This window comes from Nocardia niwae NBRC 108934 = DSM 45340, from assembly GCF_001613465.1.
GTDB classification, from domain to species: domain Bacteria; phylum Actinomycetota; class Actinomycetes; order Mycobacteriales; family Mycobacteriaceae; genus Nocardia; species Nocardia niwae.
The window spans coordinates 147,708-168,199 of sequence record NZ_BDCK01000017.1 but is presented as its reverse complement, the minus strand read 5'-3'; the positions used below and the strand labels follow the sequence as shown (position 1 = coordinate 168,199).

At 70.4% G+C, this 20,492-nt stretch carries 17 protein-coding genes; 10 read left to right on the top strand and 7 right to left on the bottom strand.

All coding sequences use genetic code 11. The features are described from left to right. Positions 1 to 29: 29 nt before the first annotated feature. Positions 30 to 854: a serine hydrolase gene (locus NNI01S_RS09685; RefSeq protein WP_245676053.1), complete on the bottom strand. Its 825-nt coding sequence runs from the start codon at positions 852 to 854 to the stop codon at positions 30 to 32. A 901-nt stretch (positions 855 to 1,755) separates the two neighbouring features. On the opposite strand from NNI01S_RS09685, the gene NNI01S_RS35580 reads away from it, so the two are divergent. The 4 genes from NNI01S_RS35580 to NNI01S_RS09670 all read left to right on the top strand — a co-directional run bounded on the left by NNI01S_RS35580 (position 1,756) and on the right by NNI01S_RS09670 (position 4,738). Beyond that, positions 1,756 to 2,331, top strand: a complete 576-nt coding sequence (locus tag NNI01S_RS35580; protein ID WP_174554383.1) for a hypothetical protein — start codon at positions 1,756 to 1,758, stop codon at positions 2,329 to 2,331. Between the two features lie 65 nt (positions 2,332 to 2,396). After that, positions 2,397 to 3,668, top strand: a complete 1,272-nt coding sequence (locus tag NNI01S_RS09680) for a cytochrome P450 (RefSeq protein WP_245676052.1) — start codon at positions 2,397 to 2,399, stop codon at positions 3,666 to 3,668. A gap of 126 nt (positions 3,669 to 3,794) precedes the next feature. Next, positions 3,795 to 4,343 carry a cysteine dioxygenase gene (locus NNI01S_RS09675; protein ID WP_063019698.1) on the top strand — a complete coding sequence of 183 codons (549 nt, stop codon included), beginning with the start codon at positions 3,795 to 3,797 and terminating at the stop codon, positions 4,341 to 4,343. Then, the gene (locus NNI01S_RS09670; RefSeq protein ID WP_063019697.1) at positions 4,340 to 4,738 is read left to right on the top strand and encodes a rhodanese-like domain-containing protein; all 399 of its coding nucleotides are present in this window, start codon (positions 4,340 to 4,342) and stop codon (positions 4,736 to 4,738) included. Before NNI01S_RS09675 ends, NNI01S_RS09670 begins: the two co-directional genes overlap by 4 nt. A 37-nt stretch (positions 4,739 to 4,775) precedes the next feature. On the opposite strand, the gene NNI01S_RS36665 is transcribed toward NNI01S_RS09670, so the two are convergent. From NNI01S_RS36665 to NNI01S_RS09655, 3 genes are all read right to left on the bottom strand, one after another. Next, positions 4,776 to 6,941, bottom strand: coding sequence for a serine/threonine-protein kinase (locus NNI01S_RS36665; RefSeq protein WP_439956121.1), 2,166 nt, complete (start codon positions 6,939 to 6,941; stop codon positions 4,776 to 4,778). Between the two features lie 70 nt (positions 6,942 to 7,011). Then, complete coding sequence (locus NNI01S_RS09660) at positions 7,012 to 7,665, bottom strand: response regulator (RefSeq protein ID WP_063019868.1); 654 nt, start codon at positions 7,663 to 7,665, stop codon at positions 7,012 to 7,014. A gap of 42 nt (positions 7,666 to 7,707) precedes the next feature. After that, entirely contained in the window at positions 7,708 to 9,018 is a 1,311-nt protein-coding gene (locus NNI01S_RS09655) for a sensor histidine kinase (RefSeq protein WP_063019695.1), read from the bottom strand. 158 nt (positions 9,019 to 9,176) lie between these two features. Here NNI01S_RS09655 and NNI01S_RS09650 point away from each other — a divergent pair, with 158 nt between their 5' ends. From NNI01S_RS09650 to NNI01S_RS09640, 3 genes are all read left to right on the top strand, one after another. Next, entirely contained in the window at positions 9,177 to 9,485 is a 309-nt protein-coding gene (locus NNI01S_RS09650) for a hypothetical protein (protein ID WP_063019694.1), read from the top strand. 53 nt (positions 9,486 to 9,538) lie between these two features. Beyond that, positions 9,539 to 10,246: an ABC transporter ATP-binding protein gene (locus tag NNI01S_RS09645; RefSeq protein WP_063019693.1), complete on the top strand. Its 708-nt coding sequence runs from the start codon at positions 9,539 to 9,541 to the stop codon at positions 10,244 to 10,246. Positions 10,247 to 10,425: 179 nt separating this feature from the next. Beyond that, a complete protein-coding gene (locus NNI01S_RS09640) occupies positions 10,426 to 12,939 on the top strand; it encodes an FtsX-like permease family protein (protein WP_245676051.1) in 2,514 nt (837 codons plus the stop codon). A 4-nt stretch (positions 12,940 to 12,943) separates the two neighbouring features. Here NNI01S_RS09640 and NNI01S_RS09635 read toward each other — a convergent pair whose 3' ends face one another. After that, positions 12,944 to 14,731: a serine/threonine-protein kinase gene (locus NNI01S_RS09635; RefSeq protein ID WP_084488689.1), complete on the bottom strand. Its 1,788-nt coding sequence runs from the start codon at positions 14,729 to 14,731 to the stop codon at positions 12,944 to 12,946. 262 nt (positions 14,732 to 14,993) lie between these two features. On the opposite strand from NNI01S_RS09635, the gene NNI01S_RS09630 reads away from it, so the two are divergent. Continuing rightward, positions 14,994 to 15,899 carry a serine hydrolase gene (locus tag NNI01S_RS09630; protein WP_084488669.1) on the top strand — a complete coding sequence of 302 codons (906 nt, stop codon included), beginning with the start codon at positions 14,994 to 14,996 and terminating at the stop codon, positions 15,897 to 15,899. A gap of 7 nt (positions 15,900 to 15,906) precedes the next feature. Here the strand turns inward: NNI01S_RS09630 and NNI01S_RS09625 are convergent, their stop codons facing one another. Then, positions 15,907 to 16,572 (bottom strand): response regulator, encoded by a 666-nt coding sequence (locus tag NNI01S_RS09625; protein WP_063019690.1) that lies wholly within the window; start codon positions 16,570 to 16,572, stop codon positions 15,907 to 15,909. A gap of 320 nt (positions 16,573 to 16,892) precedes the next feature. Further along, entirely contained in the window at positions 16,893 to 18,116 is a 1,224-nt protein-coding gene (locus tag NNI01S_RS09620; RefSeq protein ID WP_063019689.1) for a sensor histidine kinase, read from the bottom strand. Between the two features lie 168 nt (positions 18,117 to 18,284). On the opposite strand from NNI01S_RS09620, the gene NNI01S_RS09615 reads away from it, so the two are divergent. Together NNI01S_RS09615 and NNI01S_RS09610 are read left to right on the top strand one after the other, a co-directional pair. After that, positions 18,285 to 19,076 (top strand): hypothetical protein, encoded by a 792-nt coding sequence (locus tag NNI01S_RS09615; protein ID WP_084488668.1) that lies wholly within the window; start codon positions 18,285 to 18,287, stop codon positions 19,074 to 19,076. Beyond that, positions 19,073 to 20,464: an alpha/beta-hydrolase family protein gene (locus NNI01S_RS09610; protein WP_084488667.1), complete on the top strand. Its 1,392-nt coding sequence runs from the start codon at positions 19,073 to 19,075 to the stop codon at positions 20,462 to 20,464. Before NNI01S_RS09615 ends, NNI01S_RS09610 begins: the two co-directional genes overlap by 4 nt. The last annotated feature ends 28 nt before the right edge of the window (positions 20,465 to 20,492 follow it).

Genomic DNA, 20,492 nt, shown 5'->3' with positions numbered 1-20,492 from the left:
GCGTGTAACACTGACCTGGACAGATGACCTCATGCGGCGGGGCAGCGTCCCCCGGACAGTTCGTCGAGATGCTGGGAGACGACCGTGGCGAGTTTGTCGAGGACGCTCATGCCGTCGCTGAACGATCCCGACTCCGGCTGCACGGCGATCGCGATGGCGATCTGCCCCGTGGGAACGTTGATCACCCCGAACTGCCGCACCAGGTAGTTGCCCGAGACGTCCGGGCCCCAGCCGCCCTTGAATTCGGCGCCGCCGAACTCGCCGAGCCCCCAGCGCTGGCTGGCGATGACCTGTTCCATCAGCGAGGTCACCCGCTCGGTCTGCGGCAGGCAGGGCAACCGTGAGGCGAACCGCACCTGATCGGTCAGCGACCACTCCGCCTGCCCGAAGGCCGAGTGCTCGGAACGGGCGCGGGTGGCGGGCACGACGGTCCTGGTGTCCCCGCCTTCGCGCAGGACGGCCTGGACGGCCTGCGCCGCCTCCTGCGGCGTGCCCAGCGACTGCCAGAGCACGTCGGCGGCGGCGTTGTCGGACTGCGTGATCGCCGCGGACGCGGCGTAGTTCGAGCCGCCCGGACTGCGCCGCAGCGCGGCGATGGTGAGCGGCACCTTCATCGTCGACCAGGCCGGACCGCTGGTCCATTCACCGAAGGTGATCGCCTGCTCCCCGCCGACCGGCATGATGGCCATGCCGAGTTTGCCCCGCACGCCGGTCGCGAGCTCGGCATAGCTCGCGGCCAGGGTGCCCGGCACGATGATCGACAGGCCCTTCTGATCGGTGCGCGCCGCGGCCTCGGTGATGGTGGGTTCGCTCGATGCCGGGCCCTCGGTGCGGTCGGTCGCGCACCCGGCCACCAGCGATACGGCTAGCGCCGCACAGCCCAGGACGTTTCGAAATCTGCCGAATCGCCGACCGCCTGCCGCGGCGACTGGGGCGCGGCCTCGGGTCGGCTGACTCTTGTCTCCCCGCCAAGTGACGACGGCGCGGTCAACAAGCATGGACACCTCCACCTACCCGCCCGATGTCGCCGAGCGGCCGGGATCGGAACCGGCGCTGCTGGCCGGGCCTCACCCGAGATCTTCTCGTTATCCCGGAGAACGTACTAGATGTTTTGATTACGCCCCAGTTCGCCGAAAACACCTGACCGCCACAGCCGGTGCCGAACAGAGCGCCGGACACCGGTAACGCTCAATAGCATTGAAGTATCACCGCAGGATTTGTCGGGTTTGCCGAACGTGGTCGCCACCGTCCGGCTTCCGGTGAACACGTCTGGCGGGCTTCACGACGCAGTCCGCCTCGTGGACCGCGAGCGCTCCGGGACGACGCGAGCCGGGACCCGAGGACAGAGACGGCCGGCGCTACTGGTGATCGAGAGCTCCGGCCGATCGAGTCCGCCGCAGTGCCCCACCCACCGGGTCGGACACCAGTTCGAGACTCCACCAGCCCCGCGTACAGCGTTTTCGAACCGGGTTCGGTCGACGACGGGACGCCGCCCCCCTGCCCGATCGCCTGCGTTCGCAACTCCCCGGCAATCGCAGCGGACACTCAGGCGCACGCGAATCGGAAGCAGGTTTTTTTACTCATCGGTACGTTACCGGCTTGTCCCCTCGGGCGTCCGAAGCCTAGTTCACTACCAAGCGGTACAGAACGAGGAGTCTTCATGACCGCTCGCACCACCCCACTCGGCGCAGTTCGATTCGGCCCGAACTCGCCTGGAGCACCGATCCCGGCAAGGGCACCGGCCTGCTGACCATCATGGCCGGGCACGTGCTCGCGACGCCCGAGCACCTGGCAGGCGAGCTCACCGAAGTATCCGCCGTCTTCGCCACGCCGCACCACGAGTCGACCGTCCGCGGGACCGCCACCGCCATCGCCGAGGGCAGGACGGCCCACCCCGACTTCACCGTCGGCCTGCGCCGGCGACGCCTGCTCGACGCTGTCGCCGTGGCTCGACTTCGGCCGCGGTTGCTTGCCGCCTGGCACGTCCACCTGGAACTCTTCTTCGCCGCCACGCAGGGCGACATCCGTTGCCCCTGGCCCGCCGATCGCGTGGACGCGCTGGCCGGACGGTACACGGGGACCTCGGCGAATGAGTTCGGCGATCCGAGCTGTCCGGTAACAGGAGGTCGAGCTGCGGTCGGCGGGCTGTTCGGCCTTCGACGACAGGGAAATGGTCTTCCTCCGCAATGCCCGCTCGGCGGTCTCCGTCGGGACAGGACGACGGATCGCCCTATTCGGGTGAATCACTCTGCGCCCCTGGGGCTCAAACGACCCCACCGCCGGGTTCGAACTGTTTACGATCCCGTGGCACATCGCGAAACATGCACCTGACCGGCGCGTAGCCGACCCGCGCACCCGCACGCGCCGGCGCAAGCCTTCCTCTGGAGTCACGCCCTTTGTCCACGCAAGACATCTCGCAACCCAGCTCCGACAACACCAAAGGCTGCCCGGTGCAGCACGGTTCGCCGCTCGACACCGACGGACCCCGAGTCCCCCTGTACACCGAGGCCTTCGCCGCCGACCCGCATCGCGCCTACCGGGAGATGCGCCGCCGGTACGGTTCACTCGTCCCGATCGAACTGGCGCCGAATGTGCCCGCCACGTTGGTGATCGGCTATTACACGGCGTTGCGCATCCTCAACGATCCGGTGCACTTCCCCTCGGACCCACGGACCTGGCAGCAGGGCATCCCCGGTGACTGCCCGATCCTTCCGATGATGGAGTGGCGGCCGAACGCGCTGCGCAGCACCGGCTTCGAGCACGAGCGCTACCGCCAGGTGAATGTCGCGAGCATCGGCGAGGTCGACCTGCACGCGTTGCACGCGACGACCGAACAGGTCGCGGGCCCGTTGATCAACGCCTTCTGCCAGGACGGCGCCGCCGACCTGATCAGCCAGTACGCGTTCCCGCTCACGTTCGCGGTGCTCAACTCGATACTCGGCTGCCCGCCGGAGATCGGGCAGCAAGTCGCGATCGGCATGGCCGCCATCTTCGAGGGCGTCAACGCGGACAAGGGCAACGCGATGCTCGCCGACGCGCTGTTCGACCTGGTGCAGCGAAAGCGGCGGCATCCGGGCGACGACATCACCTCACGACTGTTGCGGCACCCGGCCGCCCTCGACGACCAGGAGATGATCCACCAGCTGGTCACCCTGTACGGAGCTGGTATCGAACCGCAGCAGAACTTGATCGCCAACACCTTGCGGTTGATGCTCACCGACCGCAGATTCGCGGGCGGCATCTTCGGCGGCAGCCTGTCCACCCGCGACGCGCTCGACGAAGTGCTGTTCGACGACCCGCCGGGAGCCAACTACTGCTTCAGCTATCCCAAACAGCCCATCCTGATCGACGACGTGTGGCTGCCCGCCCACCAGCCGGTCGTGATCAGCATGGCGGGGTGCAACCACGACCCGGCGATCCACACCGGCGAGCACACCGACAACCGCGCGCACCTCGCGTGGGGCGCCGGACCGCACGCCTGCCCCGCCAGATCGATGGCGTACCTGATCGCGCAGGATGCCATCGACCAGCTGCTGGACGCGCTACCCGAGATCCAGCTCGCGGTGCCCGCGGAGGAGCTGATGTGGCGACCGGGTCCGTTCCACCGCGCTCTGGTGTCGTTACCCGTCGTCTTCCCGGAGACCCCGCCGCTGCCCGCGTTCGCGTAGCGGAGTCCGCCTGCGCGCGAATTTTGTTCGCGCTGATCGTGATCCGTGCGGAACCGGTTGCGATGGAGGAAGATCCACGCGGCGCAGCCGCGAGCGCTCATCCGACCGACCCAGTCAGGAGCACATGTGACCACTTCCCTTCCGGTGAACCTCAAGCACGCGCGCGATATCCATCCCGACATCGACGTGCCGCTGGTTCGAGACGCCATCCACCCGGAGCGGGCACTGTGGTCGGCTTCGGAACTACACCGGCTGACCAGCCTGGTGGCCGCGGAGCTGGCGACGCCGCTGCTGGACATCGTGCGTTTCGACGCCGAGCAGCGCTGGTGGACGCGCTTGGCGCTGACCATGGGCGTCGAGTTGTGGCTGCTGTCCTGGGCTCCGGGACAGGGCACCGAGCCACACGACCACGGCGGCGCGTCCGGCGCGTTCACGATGACCGTCGGCGAACTCAGCGAGGAATATCTGCACGCCGGCGGGACGGTCCGGAAGGCGGAACGACGGGCAGGCGACACGGTCGGCTTCGGCCCCGATCGCGCGCACCAGCTGCGCAACGACAAGCCGTGGCCCGCCGCGTCGGTGCACGCGTACTCTCCCCCGCTGCGGCCGGTGCGCGAATACCGTACGCTGACGGACTTCGCAGGGACGTCGGCGAGCGGAGTGAGTGCACGATGAGTACAGGCGCCGAGGACATGGTCGCGCAGGCCAGGGCGCAGCTGGAGCGGGTGACGCCGGAACAGGCGGCCGCGGTGCAGTCCGCGGGAGGACTGATCGTGGACATCCGGCCCCACGCGAACCGGAGCGCCGAGGGCGAGATTCCGGGTGCGGTGGTGGTCGAACGGATCGTGCTGGAGTGGCGACTGGACCCGAACGGCGAACATCGGCTGCCGGGCATCACCTCCGATACTCCGGTGGTGATCGTGTGCAACGAGGGTTACGCCTCCAGTCTCGCCGCCGCCGACGGGCTGCGTCTCGGACTGCGCCGGGTGACCGATCTCGTCGGCGGGTTCCGGGCGTGGAAAGCGGCGGGCTTGCCGGTGGTGCCTGGCGGAACCCCGGCCGTGCCGTAGCCGGAGTCCCTGCGGCGGAGTCACGCCGCCGACCCCGTCAGTAGACGTACACCACCGCGTTCTCACCACCGCTGCAGGTGACGAGCGGGCCGTCGGCCTGGCAGTTCATGGTGTAGGTCCGGCCGGTGACCGGGCTGGTCGCGACGAGCGCGCGCGGTGCGTCGCGGGTGGCGTTCTGCGCCGAGCCGAGTGCGGCGTAGGCCTGGCGAACCTCTTCGGCGAACGCGCAGCTCGTCACGGCGGTGCCGGTGGCCGACTGGGTGAACGTCCCGGAGGATGCCTGCCCTTGGCCGCACGGCTTCGCGCCCGGGGGCAGCGCGACCGGAGTCTGCTTCGCGGAGGTCGACGTGGTCGGCGAAGCGGTGCGGCTCGGCGCTCGAGTGCTCGGCTGCGCGGTGGCAGCGGGCGCGTCGGAATGGTCGGCGGAGGCGGAGGTCGTCTCGACATCGCCGGAGCCGAACGACTGCCACGCGATCGCGCCACCGACGGTCAGCGCGACGATCGCGAAGACAGCCACCATGATGGGCAGCGCTATCGAACGACCCGGACGCGACGCGTCGTACGCGGCCTCGTCGTAATCGCCGTAATCGCCATAGCCGTGTTCCGGCTCGTCGCGGCCCAGTGGACGGCCGGTGCGCGCCGGGTAATCACCGTGCGGCGGATAGTCGCTGCGCGCGGCGTGACCGTCCTGCCCCGCTGGCGCCAGGAACTGCGTCGGAGCCGAGTCCGGCGCTGGAAGGTAATCGGACGTGCCCTGCGGGGGGACCGAGCCGGAGGGTCGTCCAGCCGGATAGTGCAACGCCCCCGAGTAGTTCTCGACTCCCGGATGCTGCGGCTCGGCATGGTCCGGCGCTTGCGAATAGGCCTGCGGCAGGTCGGCGTACGCCTGAACCGTGGTCGGTTCCGCGTACTTCCGCGTGACCGCGGGATCCGCCTGCCCGATGATGCCCGGCTGCCGGGCGTGCCACTGCGCGGAATCGAAGTGGTCGCCATCCGCGGAATCGGCGTGATCCCGCGGATACACCTGCGTCGGCGGGGCCGGATACTCCGGCGCCTGCGGGTAACCCGCGGTCTCCAGGTATGCCTGGGTTTCCGGGTACAAGTGCGCGTCCGGGAACGGGCGCATCGGAGGCAATTCCACCTCCGGCGTATGCGGCGTCCGTGGCCCCGCGGGCGGTGGCGCGTCCGCCGACGGGAGCGGCGTGAACTGGAACTCCGTCGGCCGGACCACCGTCGGCGCGCTCGGGTGGATCACCGCGGGCAGCGACAGCTCGCCCGTCGACTCCGGCGCGAGGGCCGCACCGGCGGGCTCTCCGGAGCGCGGGGACCGGTCCGGCGCGCGCACCACCAGCGTCGGCCCGGCCGCCTGCGCCGCGGCGAGGGCGGCGCGAGCGGCTCTGGCCAGCGCGGTCGCGGTCGGGAAGCGGTCGGCCGGATCCTTGGCCATACCGCGGTTCACCACCTCGTCCAACGCGGCCGGGATACCGGCTGCCTGCGTGCTCGGCCGCGGCGGCGGATCGGACATGTGCGACTTGATCAGCACGTTCATGCTGGCCGATGGGAACGGCGTGGCTCCCGTCAGGCATTCGTGCAGCACACAGGCCAGCGAGTAGACGTCGGCGCGGCCGGTCACCGGCCCGACGTCGAAACGCTCGGGAGCCATGTAGATGTAGGAACCGACGGCCATGCCGACCAAGGTCACCGCGCTGTCGCCTTCGGTGTGCGCGATGCCGAAATCGGCGAGACACGCGAAATCCGCGTCGGTGACCAGGATGTTCGCCGGCTTCACGTCGCGGTGCACCAGATTGCTCGCGTGCGCGGCGTCCAGGGCCGAGGCGATCTGCTCGATGATGCCGACCGCGCGGGCAGGACTCAGCGGCCCCTGGCCGCGCAACAGGGTGCGCAGATCGACGCCTCGCACCAGCCGCATGTCGATGAACAGCACCCCATCGATCACGCCCCAGTCGTGGATCGGGATGACGTGCGGTTCGGCCAGCCGCGCCGCGGCCTGCGATTCGCGCCGGAAACGCAGCTGGTACGTCGGGTCTTTGGCGAGTTCTTCGGAGAGCAGCTTGACCGCGACCACCCGGTCCTTGACCGTGTCGTAGGCCTCGTAGACCTCCCCCATTCCCCCTTTGCCCAGCAACGATCGCAGTTCGTACGGCCCGAACCGCGTGCCGGTTCTCGGCCCAGGTTCCTGCACCCGTCATCCTCCGCATCCCGGGCAGGGATCACACACCGAGATCACGCGGTGCGCGACCGGAGGCTGCCCGTCACAGACTGGATTCTCCGGGTGTCACCACCCCGTGGTCAAACGCGAACACGATCGCCGCGGCCCGATCCCGCAGCTCGAGCTTCCCGAAGATATGTCCCACATGACTTTTCACGGTCACCTCCGAGATGCCCAGTTCGCGAGCGATCTCCGCGTTCACCCGCCCGCGCCCGATCAGTTCGAGCACTTCGTATTCGCGCGCGGTCAGATCGGACAGGCGTGCGTCGGTGGTGGTGCGCACCGGGCGCACCGTGCGATAGGCCGAGAGCACGCGGCCGGTCACCGCGGGGTCGAGCCAGGCTCCACCGCCCGCGACCATCCGTACCGCGCGGATGAGGTCCTCGGCGGGCGAGTCCTTGAGGATGAATCCCGCCGCGCCCGCGCGCAGCGCACCGGACAGCAATTGGTCGTCGTCGAAGGTGGTGAGCACGAGGACCGGCGGAGCCCCCTCGCGCGCCCGCAGCGTCCTGGTCGCATCGATGCCGCCTATCCGTTTCATCCGCAGGTCCATCAGCACCACGTCGGGGCGCGCCTGTGCGACGGCGGCGGGAACTTCGTCGCCGTCGGCGCACTCGGCGACCACGAATCCGTCTCGTCGGCGCAGGATGCGCCGCAGACCGCCGCGCACGAGTTCTTGGTCGTCCACCACCAGCACGGACACGGCGTCTTCACCGCTCGCGGGCGAGGTCACGCTCACTCAGGAATCCTCCCGTCCGGTGGTGGCGCCGGGCAGCACCGAGCAAGAGAAACCGCCGCGACCGGGTGCCAGCGGAATGCCCGCCCGCACCGACCAGCCGCGGCCGGACGGTCCCGCGGTCATCCGTCCGCCGAGCAGTTCGGCGCGCTGGCGCATGCCGGACAGTCCCATGCCATTGCCGCGCTGGATCGGCAGCCCGGCGGGCACGGTGTTGTCCACCGTGAGGGTGACCACCGCCGCGTCCACCGCGAGCCGGATCGTGGCCGACGCACCGTGCGCGTGCTTGACGACGTTCGCCAGCGACTCCTGGCCGATCCGGTACAGCGCGAGCCCGACCGCCGGTGACACCGCGCCGAGATCGCCCTCGCGGTCGTAGCGCACGTCCAGACCGGCTCGCACGAAATCGCCGACCAGATCCTCGATGTCCTCCACGCCTGGTTCCGGAACCTGCTTCCAGGGTCGCGCGTCGAGCAGGCCCACCGTGCGGCGGATGTCGGCCATCGCCTGCCTGCCCAGCCGCTCGGCATCGGTCAGCGCTTCCACTGCCTCGTCCACGTCGCGGTCGGTCTCGAGCGCGTGGCGGGCGGCGGTCAGATGCAGCAGGGTGACGCTCAGCGAGTGCGCGATCACGTCGTGCACCTCCCTGGCGATCCGGTGGCGCTCCTCGTCGGCGGCCTGCGCCGCACGAATGTCCTGGTATCCGCGTTCCTGGTAGAGGAAGCGGCGCTGATACTGCAGCATCAGCCCGGCCATCCAGCCGAACGCGATGCCGACCAGGTAGGTGGGCAGGCCCTCCGGGACATGGCCGATCGCGTCGAAGGCGACCAGCTGCAGCATCATCGCGACCGTCACCGGAATGCTCACCCGTTTCGGTGCGATCGCCGCGATCTCACCCGCGGCGGCCACCAGCACGAACGGCGCGAAATCGGCGGCGACCGGCTGGGCGAGGAACAGCGCCTCGGCCGCCATGGCCAGCACGCCGAGCAGCAGCGGGCGCGGCAGCACGCCGAGCAACGCGTGCAGCGGCCCGAAGGCACAGGTCAGCAGGACCGCGATGACCGGAAGCAGGGTCGGGAAGTAGCTGTGCCGCTGCACCGCGGCCGCGACCGCCACGGCGAAGACCGCGACATCGACGCTGACGATGACCGACGGCGGATAGTCGTAGGGCAGTTCCTCGACGCTGCGCCGGAAGGCCGCGACCGGGTCGCGCGCGAACTCGGCGCACCGCTCGCCGATGCGCCGCACCGAGGCCCGCACGCGGCCGTCGCGCGGCGCTCCGGGCGGCGCTTCGGATACGCCGGTCGAACCCATTCTGTAAGGCTAGCCGCCGCATCCGGGCCGGTACATCGTCCCGCGAGCGGGACGCCGCTCCTACCGTGGGCGGAGACGCAATCGAGTCCCTGGCACGACGACAACAAGACGGTCGCGTCCGTAGCGTTGGCGGTAGCTCACAGAGGAAGGCGAGGGCCATGTCCTGGACGGATCAGCACGCTCGAACCGACATCGTGCGCGCCGTGCTCACCCGCGCGGCGCTCGACCCGGCCGATCCCGGCCTGTTCGAGGGATTCCCCGAGCTGGATCGGCTGTTCGGCGGCGCGGACGGGCTGCTGCTCACGCTGCGCTACCGGTGGAACCTGCACTTCGCCGCGAAACTCGACCTGGGGCTGACGGCGATGGAGGCCTACCTCGAGCTGGCGGCCGAGCAGCCGGTGCTGCGCGCGGTGCTCGACGCGCAGTATCGTCGCCGCAAACTCGCGTCGGAGGCCATGGCGCGGTAACGCGCGACGAGGAACGAAGAACTTTGACCGACCGTACGGAGCGGGGGACGACGATGCCGGAACCGGCGATGCTGGAACTATCGGGCGTGACGAAGGAGTACCGGGTCGGCGGACAGGCGGTCCGCGCCCTCGACGACGTCGGATTGCGCATCGAGACAGGGGAATTCACCTCGATCATCGGACCGTCCGGATCCGGCAAGAGCACCCTGCTGCACTTGCTCGGCGCGCTCGACAGTCCCGATGCGGGCTCGATCCGCTTCCGGGGCGAGGAGATCGGTGCGCTGGACGAGGAACAGCAGTCGGAGTTCCGGCGCCACCAGGTCGGTTTCGTATTCCAGTTCTTCAACCTGCTGCCCACACTCTCGGCGTGGGAGAACGTGGCGATACCGAAATTGCTGGACGGCACGGGTTTGCGTAAGGCAAGGCCGCGCGCCCTGGAATTGCTCGATCGGGTGGGCCTGGCCGAGCGGGCCGAACATCGTCCCGCCGAATTGTCCGGCGGGCAGATGCAGCGGGTGGCGGTGGCGCGGGCGTTGATCATGGACCCGCCGCTGATCCTGGCCGACGAGCCCACCGGCAATCTCGATTCCAAGACCGGCGCGGCGATCCTCGAGCTGCTCGGCGAGATCGCCGGAGCGGGCAGTTCGGTGGTGATGGTGACCCACGACATGGGCGCGGTGACCTACTGCGACCGCGTGATCACGCTGCGCGACGGGCGGATCGGGTCCAACGACAAAGTCGAGCGGACGGTCAACGTGTGAGCGGTCAGGCCTGGAGGCGGCAGCGAAGCGTAACCACGGAAGGCCCCGCTCACGCGACAGAAGGACACAGCGTGAGCGGTCAGGCCTGGAGGCGGCAGCGAAGCGTAACCACGGAAGGCCCCGCTCACGCGACAGAAGGACACAGCGTGAGCGGTCAGGCCTGGAGGCGGCAGCGAAGCGTGAGCGGTCAGGCCTGGAGGCGGATCGGCGCCGCGTGGGATCGCTTGCGGCTGTTCAACATCGGCGAGTTGCTCGCCCATCGCGGACGCACCGCGATGTCGCTGGTCGTCATGGGCGTCTCGGCGTCGCTGCTGGTCGCGGTGCTGAGCATCTCGGGCTCGGTCACCGGCTCGGTGGACAAGCTGACCCGCGGGCTGGGCGGCAAGGCGCAGCTGGAGGTCAGCGGGATCACCGACGCCGGTTTCGACCAGCAATTGCTGCGGCGGATCGCGGCCACGCCCGGTGTCGGGGTGGCGGTGCCGATGCTGCGGGTGCAGGTCGGCGCCGGTGCCGACCGTGCGCTGCTGATCGGGGCCGATTCGAACATCGGCGCGCTGGGCAGTGAATTGACCACGCCGATGAGCGCGTTCACCGGCAAGCTGCTCTCGGTGCCCAACGGTGTACTGGTCGGCACGGGGCTCGGCCGCGCCGAGGGCGAACAGTTCCGGGTGGGCGGCACGACGGTGACGGTCGCGGGGGTCCTCGATGAGGAGACTTCCCGCAAGCTCAACGGCGGTCACCTCATCGCCGCTCCGCTCGGGCTCGCGCAGAAGATCACCGATCGCGCGGGACGGCTGGACTCGGTGCAGATCATTCCCGCCGAGGGCGCCGACCTCGCGCAGGTCCGCGCCGCGCTCACCGACGCGGTCGACGGCCGCGCGGTGGTGGCCGAGCCGAGTCTGCGCACCGCGCAGGCGGGCGGGGCGATCCAGATCGTGCGCTACTCCACCACCATGGCGTCGGCCGCGGCGCTGATCGTCTCGGCGTTCCTCATCTACAACGCGATGAGCATGGCGATCGCCCAGCGCAGGCCGATGCTCTCGCTGTTGCGCGCGATCGGCGGCAGACGCGGCCCGATGGTGCGCGACCTGCTGGCCGAAGCCGCGCTGCTCGGCGTATTGGGCGGCGCGGTCGGCGCGGCCCTGGGCGTGTTCATGGGCAGTGTCGCGATCGGCACGCTGCCCACCGCGATCGTGCAGTCGGTGGAGGCGCGCACCGAATACTCGGTGCCCTGGTACGTGATTCCGTTCGCGGTCGTGGCGTGCGTGTGCACCAGTGTGCTCGCGGCGGCGCTGGCCGCGCGTCAGGTGTACAAGGTGCAGCCCATCGAGGCGCTCGCCCCGGTCGGGGCCGCCCGGACCGATACGGCGAGCCCGCTGCTGCGCCGCCTCGCCGTCGCGGCGGGCGCCGGGCTGGCCGTGACCGCGGTGTTCATCGCGAGCAGCGATCTCGGCCGCTATTCGCTCACCGCCATCTCGATGTCGTTCATCGCTGCGATCCTGCTCTGTTTCGCCGCCACCGGCCCGATCGTGCGGGCCGCGGCGGGTGTCGCGCGCTGGTTCGGCGCGCCCGGCGCGCTGGGCGCGACCACCTTGGAACGCTCGCCGCGGCGAGTGTGGGCGACGGCGATGACGGTGATGATCGGCGTCGGCGCCACCGTGGGCATGAGCGGCGCCTCGAGCAACATGATCGACTCGGCCACGGTCACTTTCACCGACCTGGCCCGCAACGACGTCTACGTCAGCCCCGCGTCGATGGCGCAGTTCCCCACCGGGCCGCTGCTGCCCGCGGATCTGGCCGGCAAGCTCGCGGCGGTGCCCGGCGTCACGGATCTCAGTCCGGCACAGATGGCTTTCGCGACGCTGGGCGGCAGCCGCGTGATGCTGCAAGGGTTTCCGCCGGATGCCAGGGAGACGCGGATGCGCATGCTCACCGACGAATCGGTCGCCCGGTTGTCGGCCGGGGAAGGCGTGGCCATCTCCCGCGACGTGGCGCGCTCACTGGGAGTCGGCGCGGGCGCGGAACTGACCCTGCCCACGCCGACCGGCCCGCGCACCGTGCGGGTGCTGCAGGTGATCCCGTATTTCTCCGCCATCGCCGGCGTGGTGATGATGGACCTGGACCTGATGCGCGCCTGGTACGAGCGGCCCGGAGAGACGGTCATCGCCGTCGACATCGCACCGGGCGCCGATCGCGCGGCGGTCTTCGCGGCCATCCGGCAGGTGGTGCCGCCGGAACTGAACGTGGACACCGGCGCGGACACGGTGACGGCCGCGTCGTCGAGCATCCGGCAGGGCATGGCGATGAGCAACGCCATTCTGTGGATCGTGGTGCTGGTCGCCACGGTCGCGTTGCTCAACACGTTGATGCTCTCGGTTCTGGAGCGCCGCAGGGAACTCGGCGTGCTGCGTGCCATGGGCACCGGACGCAAATTCTTGATGCGGTCGGTGCTGGCCGAGGCCGCCGGGATCGGTATCGTCGGCGCGCTGCTGGGTCTGGCGCTCGGCGCGGCGGTGCAGTTCCTGGGCACGGTCGCCATCGGGCACGCCCTGACCATCGACGTCGACTACCGGCCGAGCCCGATGCTGCTGGTCTATGGCGTGGTCGCGCTGGCGCTGGCGCTGCTCGGGTCGATTCCGCCCGCGTTGCGCGCGGCCCGGCTGCCGATCGTGGAGGCGCTCGCGGTCGACTGAGCGTTCACAGCGGCAGCTGGGCGAACCACGTCTTGAATTTCGCCGAGGTGATGCCGAATCCGGAACTCGGATTGCTGTCGGTGAGGGTCACCGTGGCGAACAGCAGGTAGCTCGACCGGGCCGGGTCGTCGGCGAAGTCAACCACGAGGAAGCCGTCCGGCAATCCGCTGTCCTTCTCCTGCCAGCGGTAGGTCGAATACGTCTTGGCACCGTTGCGTTCGATCGCCGCCGTATTCGAGGGGAGGTCCCGCACCGCGGCCTGGGCGTCCTGCGGCGACTTGAAGCCGATGAGGACGTAGTCGGGCTCGGCGATCGGCGTACCCCAGCAATTCCAGGCCTTCGACCAGTTCGGGAAGTCGGGTACACCGTTGGTGCTGGACACCTTGCCGCCCGGCTTGGCGGTGCCGAGGAAGCAGGTCTTCCCGCTGTAACCGGGGCCGGAACCGATGTCGTACTTGGTGTCGACACCTTGCGGCAGCAGTTCCGGAAACGCCTTCGCGAGCTTGTCCGCCTCGGACGGGCCTGCGGGCGTCTTGGTGCCGAGGTCCAACGGCGACGCGGAATCCGAGAATCCGATCTTCGCGACGACGATGCCGACCCCGACCAGCAGCGCCACGATCACCAGCACGATCGTCACGACGAGACCGGTGTTGGAGCGGGATTGCGCCGGATAACCGGGCGGCTGGTGGGGCGGATAACCGATCGGCTGCGGCGTCGGGGCGGAAAGCGGCGACGCTGCTGGATAACTCGGCTGGGACGGCACCGCGGCATAGCCGTGGGACGCCGGGAACTGCTGCGCGCCCGCGGGATTCGGATTGTACTGCGGCGTGGGGTAGCCAGGGGTGGACGACGTGGGAACGTAGGTCGGCGTATTCGCCTCCGGCCCGGGATACGCCGGTTGCGCGAGGACGGTGGGCGCGGGCTGCGGCTGGTACTGCGCGGCCACCACCGTTGGAGCGGGCTCGGTCAGGGCTCGCCGGGCGGCCGAGGCGAATTCCACGCAGGAGGCGAATCGGTCGTCGGGCCGCTTCGCCATGGCTTTCGCGATCACCGCGTCGAGCGCGGGCGACAGGCCCGCGCGCCGGGCCGCGACCGAAGGCGGCGGCAACTGGAGGTGCCCCCGGATGATGTCGGCGGGGGCGGGGGCGTCGAACGGCGCGATGCCGGTCAGCAGCCAGTACAGCGCGCAGGCCAAGGAGTACTGATCGGAGCGGTGGTCCAGGTGCGCACCGGTCATCTGCTCCGGCGAGGCGTAGGCGAGCGTCGCGGTGAACATGCCGGTCTGGGTCAGGTGCGTGGAATCCTCGCGCAGCCGGGCGATGCCGAAATCGGTGAGGAACACCCGCTCCCCGTGGCCGCCCACCGTACGCGCCAGCATGATGTTCGCGGGCTTGACGTCCCGGTGCAGCACGCCCATGCCGTGCGCGTAATCGAGAGCGGACGCGACGCCCTCGATGATCTGCACAGCTCGTTCCGGTGGCAGGGATTGCGGGTTCACCGTCGCCGCGTCGACGCCGTCGACGTACTGCATGGAGATCCACAGCTGCTCGTCCTCGGTGCCGCGGTCGTACACCGCGACGATGTTCGGATGGTCCAGCTGCGCCGCGAGGTCGGCCTCCCGCTCGAACCGGGCTCTGACCTCCGCGTCGGCGAACAACTCCCGGTTGAGCAGTTTGAGCGCGGTCTGCCGCGGCAATCTGGGGTGGCGGGCGAGATACACCGATCCCATGCCGCCCTGGCCGAGCAGCTTCTCGATGGTGAACCCGGCGAACACCGCACCGCTGTCGAGCAACACGCCCCCTTCAGGTGACCGCGGCGACCGGACGTGACCTCCGAGCGCCATACCGATCCTGGAGCCTACCGGGTGACGCCGTGGCCACGGGGTTTCGAATTCTCCGGGAAGATCGGCAAAACTATGTTCGAGACATCGTGCCGTCGACGCCGCCGCGCGCCGCGGCGATGTCTCTCGTCCGGTCACCGACCGGACGGGCCCGATGAGCTATTTTGCACCGCCGAAGAGTTGTGACCGCGTCACCGGTGGTGGGGAGGACTCGGTGGTGAGGTCGACGGGATCCGCTTCGACGTGCCGTTCGGCGCTACGCGCCGGGGCGATGGTGGTGCTGCTCACACTGACCTCGTGCACGCTGTTTCCCGCTGATCCGCGCGCCGCCGACACCCCGGCCGTTGTCGTCGACACCGCGGGCGCCTGGCGGCCCAACCTCGCGGTGTCCATGCCGGACTCGCTGGCCGCCGACTTCACCCAGTTGCAGCCACAGCTGGCCGGGCAGGTCGGCATGGCGATCATGCCTGTCGGCGGCGGCCGGATGACCGTCTTCGGCGACTGGGTCAGCGGCATCGCCTGGTCGACCATCAAGGTGCCGCTGGCGATCGCGGCGCTGCGGCACGACTCCCAGGAAGAGATCCTGCACGAGGTGGAGGCGGCCATCACGTGGTCGGACAACGACGCCGCCGAGGCGTTGTGGCAGTCGCTCGGCGACGGCCTGCAAGCGGCCAAGGCGGTCCAGGATGTGATCGACGAGGCGGGCGATGCCACGACCGGTGTGGCGGGCCCGCGCACCACCCTGGACTACACCTCCTTCGGCGGCACCGAGTGGACGCTGGCCAATCAGGCGCGCTTCGCCTCCCGGCTCCCCTGCCTGCCCGAGTCGTTCCACGTCACCGAGCTGATGACGGAGATCACGCCCGACCAGGCATGGGGTCTCGGCGTCCTGGAGGGTACGGCGTACAAGGGCGGGTGGGGACCCGACGACGAGACCGGCGTGTACACCGTCCGCCAGTTCGGTCTGGTGCCGGTGCGGTCCGGCATGATCGCCGTGGCCATGGCGGCGACGGCCGATTCCGGCAGCTTCGAGGACTCCACCACCATCCTGAGCCGGATCGCGCAAATGCTGGGCCGTCATCTCGGCGAATTGCGCGGCGGCTCCTGCCCGCCGCTGTGAGTCCGGCTCACCCCGGAGTGACCAAGCCGGTCTCGTAGGCCAGCACCACCGCCTGCGCTCGATCGCGCAGGTTCAGCTTCGAGAAGACCTTGGAGACATGGGTCTTCACGGTCTGCTCGGCCACGTACAGGGTTTCGGCGATCTCGGTGTTCGACATGCCTTTCGCGATCAGTTCGAGCACTTCCCGCTCGCGGGGAGTCAGCGCGGTCAGCTGCGGCGCGGGCTTGGCGCGGGCCGCGCTGCGCCGGCGGGTGACGTCGGCGATGAGCCTGCGGGTGACCGTCGGCGCGAGCAGCGCCTGGCCGTCGGCGACCACGCGCACCGCGCGCACCAGTTCCTCGGCGGGCGCGTCCTTGAGCAGGAACCCACTGGCGCCCAGGCTCAGCGCCTCGTAGACGTAGTCGTCGATGTCGAAGGTGGTGAGCATCAGCACGCGCACCGGCGGGTCGAACCCGGCCGCCAGAATGGCGCGGGCCGCGTCCAGCCCGTTCATCTCCGGCATGCGCACATCCATCAGCACGACATCCGGGCGCAGCCGCTTCGCTTCGGCGACCGCGGCCTTCCCGTCCGCCGCGTCGCCCACCACGCTGATATCCGGCTGCGCCGCGAGCAGCGCCCCGAATCCCTGACGGACCATCGCCTGGTCGTCGGCGATCAACACCGTAATTGCCACCCGCTCACCCTAATTGCCCCGTACCACTGCGCGCCCGGCCCGTTCACCCGCTGTGCCGCACGAGCGTGCCGTGCGTTGTGCCGGACCCCCGTTCGAACTCGCACGTTCCCGAGGTAGCACTCGGCAGGTTCGTGCTCCCGGACGCTCGGCGGCTCATGCCTCGTCCGCGGTACCCGGCATGCCTCACGCGACCGCGGCGTATGACTTCTGCCGATGTCTCAGGACTTTTGAGCGGGCCACCCGCAGCCACGGAGCAGCTCAGAGGAGACCCGATTCCAGCCCGAGGGCGCAATCCCTCCGCCAGGCGACGGGCCGGATACTCAGCGACCGGGCTCGGCGGGTACGGCTCCGACGACGACGGCGGCGGCGTCCTGCGCGACGAGCGGGAAGCGCGCGTGGAGCCGGAACCCGCCGTCCGCGCGCGGTCCCGCCGTCACTTCGCCGCCGACTGCCAGCGCTCGCGCCTGCATGCCCGCGATGCCGTGACCGCCGTTGCCGACCGGGCGGGCGGGCGTCGCGCCCGGCCCGTTCTCGACGTCGAGCAGCAGCTCCGCGCCGCACGCGATGCGCACCTCGACCGGGGCGCCCGGGGCGTGCCGGGAAGCGTTGGACAGCGATTCCTGGGCGACGCGGTAGAGGGCGAGGCCGGTGGTCTCCGGAATCGTGTCCAGGGCGCCGTCCACGGTCCACTCGATGTGGACACCCGCGCGCCGCGCGCCCTCGAACAGGGCGATCACGTCCGCGGCCTTCGGCTGGGGCGCGTGCTCGGGCAGCTGGCCGTCGCTGCGCAGCACACCGAGCATGCCGCGGATCTCGTTGAGCGCTTCGCGCGCCGTGGCGCCGATGGACTCGAACTCGGCGCGAGCGGCCGCGGTGACGCCCTCGACCCGGTAGGGCGCGGTCTGCGCCTGCACCACCACCAGTGACATGTGGTGGGCGACGACATCGTGCAGGTCGCGGGCGATGCGCGCCTTCTCCTCCAGGATCGCGCGGCGAGCCCGCTCGAGTTCGTTCTCCTCCTCCTGACGCACCAGCTGCCGCCGCGACAGCGCCAGCCAGCGGATCAGCAGGCCGAACAGCACCAGCGCGGCCAGCGCGATCGGCCAGCCCCACGCCGCGTTGGCGAACGCATCCCCTTCGCCGGGCATGGTGGTCGCCAACAGCAGCGCCGTCGCCGCCCAGGCCACCGCCACGATCTGCCCGGGGGCGCGCACCGCCACCGCGAACAGCAGCGCCAGCAGGCACAGCAGGTGGACGACTTGGAACGGCAGCTCGTTGTTCGGTTGATGCGGGATCGCCAGCGCGATCACCAGCGCGGAGCCCGCCGAGATGGCCCAGCCCAATGCCGGGTTCAGCCGCACCAGCAGCACCGGGAACGCGGCCAGCGCCGCGATGAACGGCTGCGCAGCGGCGGGCACCGCGTGGGTCAGGTGCAGGGTCGGCCAGGCCACCGTGTACCAGATCAGCGCGACCAGCACCGTGCCCAGGTCGAACCAGGTCCGCGCGTCCAGCCGTCGCGTCCAGGCGCGACTTTCTCGGTTCATGCCTATGACACTAGGAACTCCCGGTTCACCGCGGCCTCATACCCACGGGTGATTTCCGGCCCGATACCCCGGTGCGAGACGGGTGCGGCGGCTCCCCCGGCGGCACGGGACGGGAAACGTCCCCGGGCGTGAGGCGGCCGCCGGAAGCGAGTCCCTAACGTCGTCGCCATGAGCACACCGACCAGCGCCGGGCGCGAGACCCGGTCCGCCTCGGCCGCAGGAGCCCGAAACCATTCCGCCGCAACCTCTTCCGCCATCGCGCCGACGCGGCGCTACGCGGCGCTCACCGCGGCGGCGTTGACCACCATGGCGGCGACGGCGTTCCTCGCCCCCGCCCAGCAGGCCGCCGCGGCGGCGGCGCCGATCGAGAGCGTGCAGGCGAGTGCCGCGATCGCCGAACTGTCCGCGGGCGCGCCCGGCGCGCTCACCGCGATCCCGGCGGACTTCGTCGCCTCCTTCGGCTACCGGCCGAGCACGGTGGACGGGGTACTGGTCAATCCGCGCGGGGACTGCTCGTCCCCGGTGACGCTGCCCGCCGAGTTCGATACCGCGTGCAAAGCCCATGACCTCGGCTATGACCTGCTGCGCTACGCCGATCAGCGGGGCGAGCCGCTGGGCCCGTGGGCGCGGCAGGCCCTCGACGCGACGCTGGACCGGCAGATGCATCAAGCCTGCGCCGCCCGGGTGGACTCCTTCTCCCGCGCGCGCTGCGATGCGATGGCCTCGATCGCGAACACCGCCGTCGACCTGAACTCGCGGCGGCAGGACTACGGCGCGCCCGTGGTGGAGCCCTTGCTCGACGCGGCGGATACCGGACCGGCCGCGAGCGGACAGCTGGTGGGCGTGCTCGGCGCCGGAATCGCCGGGCTGATCGCGGTGCTCGTCGTGCGCAACCGTCGGCGTGACCCCGCACCGGCGGCGGGCCCGACCTGTTCCGACGCGGCGGCGGTACGGCGATGACGTCGTTCGTCCCGGAATTCCTGGACCGGCGCAGGTGGGTCGCCGTCGCGATACGCCGGGTCGCGCCGCCGCGGATCGGCACGACGCTCGGCATCGGGACCGGTGTGCTGGCCTCCCTGGCGCCCGGGCTGCTTCCTCGCACGCCGAGCGCGCAAGCCGTGCTGACGGGGCTGCTCGCCGCGCTCACCCTCGGCGCGGCCGGGGTGCTGCGAATCGTCCTGCGGCGCTGCGGTTTCGACGTCGACCAGCGGCAGGGGTGGTTGCGGCTGCCGTTGCTGATCGCGACGTCGGTCCTGGTGGTGGGCGCGGCGGCGAACGCGGGACACTGGCAGAACCGGCTGCGCGCGGCGATGGGTACCCCGCACATCGGCGCCGGCTACTGGTTGCGGTGCGCGCTCGGCGCCGCGTTGATCATCGGACTGCTCGTGGCCGCTACCCGCTCGATCCGGTGGGCATCGCGGAAACTGGGCTGGGCGCGCGGTGTCTCGCTGGCCGCGGTCGTGGCGGTCCTGCTGTATCTCGTGGGCGTGCCCGCGGTGGTCGGATGGCGGGAATCGGTGTACGCGAGGGCGAACGCCGAGCTGGATCCGGCGGTGGTGCAACCTGTTTCGCACGACGAAGCGAGCAGCGCCGAGTCGGCGGTGAGCTGGGCGTCGCTCGGCTCCGAGGGACGCAAGTTCGTCGGCGGCGCACCGGGACGAGCGGTGCGGGTCTACGTCGGAGTGGCCTCGGCGCCCGACCTGGACAGCCGCGTCGCGCTGGCGATCCGGGAGCTGGAACGGGAGGGCGGCTTCGCGCGCTCCCACCTGGTCGTCGCGGTGCCCACCGGTTCCGGCTGGATCGACGCGAATGCCGTGGCGGGTTTCGACCGGCGCTTCGACGGTGACGTGGCACTGGTCGGGTTGCAGTACTCCTATCTCCCGAGCTGGGCGACCTTCGTGTTCGGCCGGGACGCGGCGGTGACGGCCGCCCGCGAGCTGTTCGCCGCCGTGGAACGCCACGTCGAGGGGCTCGCGCACAAGCCGAAGCTCTACCTCTACGGGCAGAGCCTGGGCGCGCTGGGCGGCAACGCCGTCTTCGCGGACGACACCGAGCAGGACAGCCGGACCTGCGCGGCCCTCTGGGCCGGACCTCCGGCCAATCAGGTGCACCGCGGCGGTGCGACGGTGCTGGCCAACAGTTCCGACCCGGTGGTGCACTGGTCGCCGTCCCAGTTGTGGCGCGCACCAGACCTGACCGGCGCCCGCGTCGACGCTCCGGTTCCGCAGTGGCTTCCGGTGATCAGCTTCGCGCAGACCACCGCCGACCTGCTCGCCGCCTTGCACGCCCCGCCGGGCCACGGCCACCGCTACGGCGCCGATCAGGGCACGGCCATGGGTGCCTGCTGAGCCGTTCGGCGCGGCGCACACGCCCCAC